Annotated in this window: 4 protein-coding genes; 3 read left to right on the plus strand and 1 reads right to left on the minus strand. The window is 68.8% G+C overall.

What is annotated here, in order from left to right:
- Positions 1-78: 78 nt before the first annotated feature.
- The gene (locus IAE58_RS19440; RefSeq protein ID WP_108757037.1) at positions 79-708 is read right to left on the minus strand and encodes an OmpW family outer membrane protein; all 630 of its coding nucleotides are present in this window, start codon (positions 706-708) and stop codon (positions 79-81) included.
- Between the two features lie 192 nt (positions 709-900).
- Between IAE58_RS19440 and gap the strand changes: the two genes are divergently transcribed.
- The 3 genes from gap (at position 901) to IAE58_RS19455 (ending at position 6,055) form a co-directional block, all read left to right on the plus strand.
- Positions 901-1,905: a type I glyceraldehyde-3-phosphate dehydrogenase gene (gap, locus tag IAE58_RS19445; RefSeq protein ID WP_019660012.1), complete on the plus strand. Its 1,005-nt coding sequence runs from the start codon at positions 901-903 to the stop codon at positions 1,903-1,905.
- Between the two features lie 128 nt (positions 1,906-2,033).
- Positions 2,034-4,682: a DUF2339 domain-containing protein gene (locus IAE58_RS19450; RefSeq protein ID WP_199932901.1), complete on the plus strand. Its 2,649-nt coding sequence runs from the start codon at positions 2,034-2,036 to the stop codon at positions 4,680-4,682.
- Positions 4,679-6,055, plus strand: a complete 1,377-nt coding sequence (locus IAE58_RS19455; protein ID WP_199932900.1) for a DUF3999 domain-containing protein — start codon at positions 4,679-4,681, stop codon at positions 6,053-6,055. The genes IAE58_RS19450 and IAE58_RS19455 overlap by 4 nt, the downstream gene beginning before the upstream one ends.
- The last annotated feature ends 81 nt before the right edge of the window (positions 6,056-6,136 follow it).

A 6,136-nucleotide genomic window follows, 5' to 3' on the forward strand; every position in this document is an offset into this window, starting at 1 on the left:
GGGGGGGGGGGGGGGGGGGGGGGGGGGGGGGGGGGGGGGGGGGGGGGGGCCCCCCCCCCCCCCCACTCAGAACATTCCTTAGAACTTGAAGACGTACGACACGCCGTACACCAGCGGATCGATGTTCACCGTGCCGATCTTCTCGCCGTCCAGCTTCACCTTGCTGTCGATGTCGATCCAGCGCATGTCCACGCGCAGGGCGCCCTTTTCGCCAATGGCGAAGTCCACGCCGGCATGCGCGGCCAGGCCCCAGGAGTCTTCCAGCTTCAACTTGCTGCCGGCCAGCGCGCCGGTGGTGTCTTCGCTGAAGAAGGTGGTGTAGTTCAGGCCGGCACCCACGAACGGGGACACCTTGCCCTTGCTGTTGAAGTGGTACTGCAGGGTGACCACCGGCGGCAGCTGCTTGCTGCTGCCCACACGGCCCAGGCCGTTGATGTTGATGTCGTGCTTGAACGGCAGCGCGGCCAGCACTTCAATGCCCAGATTGTCGGCAATGAAGTATTCGCCGGTAATGGTCGGCTTCACATCATTGTCCACGTCCACCTTCAGGGTGCCGCCGGCCAGCGAGCCGTTGTTGGACTTCGGCGCGACCTGGTGGACGCCGGCCGAAACGGTCCAGTCGCCCTTGGACTGGGCCATGGCCGGGGCGGCAGCCAGTGACAGGGCGGCGGCCAGGCTGGCCAGGATCAGGGGGGAATGCGTGCGCATGGGGGTGTTCTCGTTGCGGGGTTGATGGGGCCAGTGTCGGCCTCACGCCGCGCTAACGCTTTGATCCGGATCAAATCCCCCCGGCGGCCCCTGCCAGCAGGGGGCTGGCCCACGGTGGTCAGGCCCGGTTTGCTAGACTTGTGGGCCCTATCCATCCCGCCGCACCTGTCGCGGCCGCAGGAGCTTGAGAACATGGCAATCAAGGTTGGTATCAACGGTTTCGGTCGCATCGGTCGCAACGTCCTGCGCTCGGCGGTGCTGAACTTCGGCGACGACATCGAAATCGTGGCCATCAACGATCTGCTGGAGCCGGACTACCTGGCGTACATGCTCAAGTACGACTCCGTGCACGGCCGCTTCAAGGCCGACGTGGCCGTGCAGGGCAACGACCTGCTGGTGAACGGCAAGAAGATCCGCCTGACCCAGGAACGCGATCCGGCCAACCTGAAGTGGGACGAAGTCGGCGCCGACGTGGTGCTGGAAGCCACCGGCCTGTTCCTGACCAAGGAAACCGCACAGAAGCACATCGATGCGGGCGCGAAGAAGGTGATCATGTCGGCTCCGTCCAAGGACGACACGCCGATGTTCGTGTTCGGCGTGAACGACAAGACCTACGCCGGCCAGGCGATCATTTCCAACGCGTCGTGCACCACCAACTGCCTGGCCCCGCTGGCCAAGGTCATCAACGACAAGTGGGGCATCAAGCGTGGCCTGATGACCACCGTGCACGCGGCAACCGCCACCCAGAAGACCGTTGACGGCCCGTCCAACAAGGACTGGCGCGGCGGCCGTGGCATCCTGGAAAACATCATTCCCTCGTCCACCGGTGCGGCCAAGGCCGTGGGCGTGGTCATTCCGGAACTGAACAAGAAGCTGACCGGCATGAGCTTCCGCGTGCCGACCTCGGACGTGTCGGTGGTCGATCTGACCGTCGAGCTGGAAAAGGAAGCCACCTACGCCGAGATCTGCGCCGAAGTGAAGGCACAGAGCGAAGGCGCGCTGAAGGGCATCCTGGGCTACACCGAAGACAAGGTGGTGGCCACCGATTTCGTCGGTGAAACCCACACCTCGGTGTTCGATGCCGATGCCGGTATCGCCCTGGACGGCACCTTCGTCAAGCTCGTGTCGTGGTACGACAACGAGTGGGGCTATTCCAACAAGTGCCTGGAAATGGCCAAGGTCGTCGCGGCCAAGTAAGGCCTGCGAAGATCGCCGCACGAACCCCGGCCTGGCCGGGGTTCGTCGTTTATGGGGTCCGGGCATGCCGTAGCATGGGCGGGGTCGACCGCTGCCGTTGGGGCGCGGGTGCGGAGGAAAGACACGCAATGGAAGCCTTGATCGTTCTGGCGGTACTGGCCCTGCTGGCCGTTCCGCTGCTGCTGGTGGTGGCCCTGGTGATGATTGCCGGGCTGCGCCGCCGCGTGGCAGCACTGGAACAGGCCGTGGCCGCGGTGCCCGCCGTGTCGCCTGCGGCCCCGCCGGCGGTCGCGCCCGTCGCCGCGCCGCGGCGCGCCCCTGCGGCCGATCTGACCGAGCCGGTGCCGGCGCCCGCGCCCGCGCCTGTGGCCGCTGCCACGGCCGCGCCCGTGACGCCGCCGCGCAGGCCCGCACCGCCGCCGCCGCTGCCCCCTGAACCCGTGCTGCCGCCACTGCCGGCCGAGCCTGCGCTGCCGAATGTCATCGAGCGCGCGGCCGCCGCCGTCAAACGCTGGTTCACCGAAGGCAATGTGCCGGTGAAGATCGGCATGCTGGTGCTGCTGGCCGGCGTTGCCGCGCTGCTGAAGTACGTCAGCGACCAAGGCTGGCTGGTGGTGCCGATCGAACTGCGCCTGGCCGGCATCACCGTGGCCGCGCTGGGCCTGCTGGGCTTCGGCTGGCAGCAGCGCGAACGGCGGCGCATGTTCGCCTTGGCGCTGCAGGGTGGGGCGATCGGCGTACTGCTGCTGACCGTGTTCGCCGCATTCAAGCGCTACGAACTGCTCAACGCAGGGTTTGCCTTCGGCAGCTCCATCGCCCTGGTGGCAGGGCTGTGCGTGCTGGCCGTGCTGCAGAATTCGCGCACGCTGGCGGTGCTGGGCATCCTGGCCGGCTTCATGGCGCCGCTGTGGCTGTCCACCGGCAGCGGCAACCACGTGGGCTTGTTCAGTTACTACGCGGTGCTCAATGCCGGCATCTTCGCCATTGCCTGGTTCCGCCCCTGGCGCGCGCTGAACCTGCTCGGCTTCGCTTTCACTTTCGGCATCGGCACGTTCTGGGGCGTGCTGCAGTACCGGCCGGAGCAGTTCGCCAGTACCGAACCCTTCCTGCTGCTGTTCTTCGCCTTCTACCTGCTGATTCCGCTGCTGTACGCGAGGCGCCAGCCGGCGGCGCGGCGTGACCTGGTCGATGGCAGCCTGGTGTTCGGCACCCCGCTGGTGGCGTTCTCGCTGCAGGCCGGCATGCTGCATACCCAGCCGATGACCCTGGCGCTGTGTGCGCTGGGCCTGGCGGCGATCTATGCAGTGCTGGCCCGCGCGCTGCTGGCGCGTGCGTCGTACACGGTGCTGGCGCAGTCGCACGCGGTGCTGGCGGTGGGCTTTGCCACGCTGGCGGTGCCGCTGGCGCTGTCGGCGCGTGCCACCGGCGCGGTGTTCGCGCTGGAAGGGGCGGGCCTGGCCTGGCTGGGCCTGCGCCAGCAGCGTTGGCTGCCGCAGGTGGCCGGCGCGCTGCTGCAGCTGGGCGCGGTCTTCGCCTTCGTGGTGGGCGCCGATTACTGGCACGCCGATGGCCGCTTCCTGCTGAACCCCACCGCCATTGGCGCGCTGCTGCTGGCACTGGCCGGGTTTGCCTCGGCATGGAGCTACCAGCAGCGCAGCCGCCATGACGTGGCCCTGGTGTATTACCTGTGGGGCCTGCTGTGGTGGTTCGGCGGGTTTGCCCATGACATCACGCGCTTCCTGCCGCTGCTGTCGCAGGCCGATGCGCTGCTGGTGCTGGTGGCCGTGACCGGCTGGTTGGCCGCCGAACTGCAGCACCGTCGTCCTGCGCGCGCGCTGGGGCTGACCGCGCTGGGCATGCTGGCGTTGGCCTTCCCGGTGGCGCTGTGGCAGAACGATGCCCATGCCCAGCCGTTCGCCGGTTACGGCGCGTTGGCCTGGGCGGTGTTTGCGGTGCTGGGCGTGCGTAGCCTGCTGTGCCTGCGCCGCAGCAACGGCTGGGTGGCCAGCATCGCGCAGTTCCTGTGGCTGCTGCTGTGGCCCTGCCTGTTGTCGCTGCTGGCCCTGTGGGGCGGCGATGCCGCCGCGCTGGCGCAGGGCTGGACCACCTTGCTGGTCACCCTGCCGTGGCTGCTGCTGGCGGCGCTGTCGCTGTGGCGCTGGAACGCGGTGAGCTGGCCGCTGGGCGAGCGCTTCGCGGCCGCACGCGCGCCGTTGCAGACCACGCTGTTCGCAGCACTGGCCCTGGCCTGGCTGGGCGCACTGCTGCAGCCGGGCGATGCAGCGCCGTTGGCCTGGCTGCCCGTGCTGAACCCGGCCGAGCTGACCCAATGGCTGGCACTGCTGCTGGGGGCTTACTGGCTGTACAGCGCTGAAGGGCCAATCGAGCTGCGGAAGCTGCGGGTGCCGCTGCTGGCCGTGGTCGGCTTCGTCACGCTTACCAGCACCGTGCTGCACGCCGTGCATCATTGGGGCGGCCTGCCGTGGAATGCCGGCATGGCCCGTTCCAGCCTGGCCCAGACCAGCCTGACCGTGCTGTGGAGCGTGCTGGGCGTGATCGCCTGGGTGTGGGGCTCCAAGCGCGGCCAGCGCGTGCTGTGGATGGTGGGCGCGGTGCTGATGGGCGTGGTGCTGGCCAAGCTGGTGCTGATCGACCGCCAGCACCTGGGCAACCTGCTGGGCATCGCATCGTTCATTGCCTACGGCCTGCTGTGCACGGTCGTGGGCTATCTGGCACCGGCCCCGCCGGCGGCGCCAACCGTGGAGAAAAACGCATGAAAACCTGGAGCGCGGTGGTCCTGCCGCTGCTGATGGCCGTCACCGGCAGCGTTGCCGCACAGGCAACCGATTACCGCCAGCACTACGCCGAACAATGGCCGTTGAGCCTGTCCAGCGCGCAGTCCGGTGCGTACCGGGTGGTGCTGGAGCCGGCCATCTATCGTCGCGCAGGAACGGCCGACCTGGCCGACCTGCAGGTGTTCAACGCCGCCGGGCAGGCACTGCCGTCAGCGCTGTTGGCGCCGGACCAGCCGCTGGCGCAGGCGCCGGTGCAGCGCGAACTGCCCTGGTTCGCACTGCCGCCACTGGCCGACGCACAGCGCAACGATCTGCAGCTGCTGACCGAGCGCGACACCGATGGCCGCGTGCGTCGGGTGGAAGCGCGCGTGGGCGCCGGCGCAGCCGCAAGCGGGCAGGGCGGCTGGCTGGTCGATGCCAGCGTGCTGGGCCAGCAGCCGTTGGCGGCGCTGGTGCTGGACTGGGCCGACAGCGGCCAGCCGCTGCAGGCGCAGGTGCAGGTCGATGCCAGCGACGATCTGCAGCATTGGCGTGCGATTGCCCGTGATGTGCCCCTGGTGGACCTGCAGCGCGCCGGCAAGCGCCTGCTGCAGCGTCGTCTGCAGATCGATGGCACCACCCGCTACCTGCGCATCCTGCCGCAGGGTAGTGCCGCACTGCCGGCGCTGCGCAGCGTGCTGGCCGAACTGCCACCGGCACCGGCTACCGTGCCCTGGGAATGGGTGCCGCTGCAGCCGCGCACGCAGGGCAAGGGCGAATTCACCTTTGAACTGGATGGGCGTTTCCCGGTGTCGCGCGCCGATGTGGCCAGCACCGGCAACAGCCTGGTGCAGTGGACCCTGTACAGCCGCGACGATGCCGATGCCGAGTGGCAGCGCCGCAGCGCGCCGTGGATCGCCTATCAGTTGCAGCAGGGCGCGGCGGGTCAGCGCCAGCAGTCGGCCTCGCAGCCGCTGGCGGGCACCTGGCGCGATCGCTACTGGAAGCTGGTGGCTGACCCCGCGCAGACCGGCGGCACGCCGACGCTGCGCCTGGGTTACCAGCCTGAAGTGATGGTGTTCCTTAGCCAGGGTGCAGCGCCGTATGCGCTGGCGGTGGGCAGTGCGACGGCGCTTCGGGCCGAAGCGCCGATCACCGTGTTGATCGAAGAACTACGGCAGCGTAACGACCCGGCCTGGCAGCCCACCCTGGCGCGTTTCGAAGGCAGCCCGGAAGTATTGGCCGGTGATGCGGCACTGCAGCCGCAGCGTGATTGGAAGGCATGGCTGCTGTGGGCGTTGTTGGGGCTGGGCGTGCTGGTGGTCGGTGGACTGGCGATCAGCCTGCTGAAGCAGAAGCCCGCGCCTTCGGCGTAGTGTCCTGCGAACGGCACAGCCCCTCGTGGGTGGGTGGTTGGTCGCGTAGAGCAGAAGCCGCGCTTGGCCGGGCGGGTGGGC

It is taken from the genome of Stenotrophomonas sp. S49 (genome assembly GCF_016624905.1).
In the GTDB taxonomy this organism is placed as follows: Bacteria; Pseudomonadota; Gammaproteobacteria; order Xanthomonadales; family Xanthomonadaceae; genus Stenotrophomonas.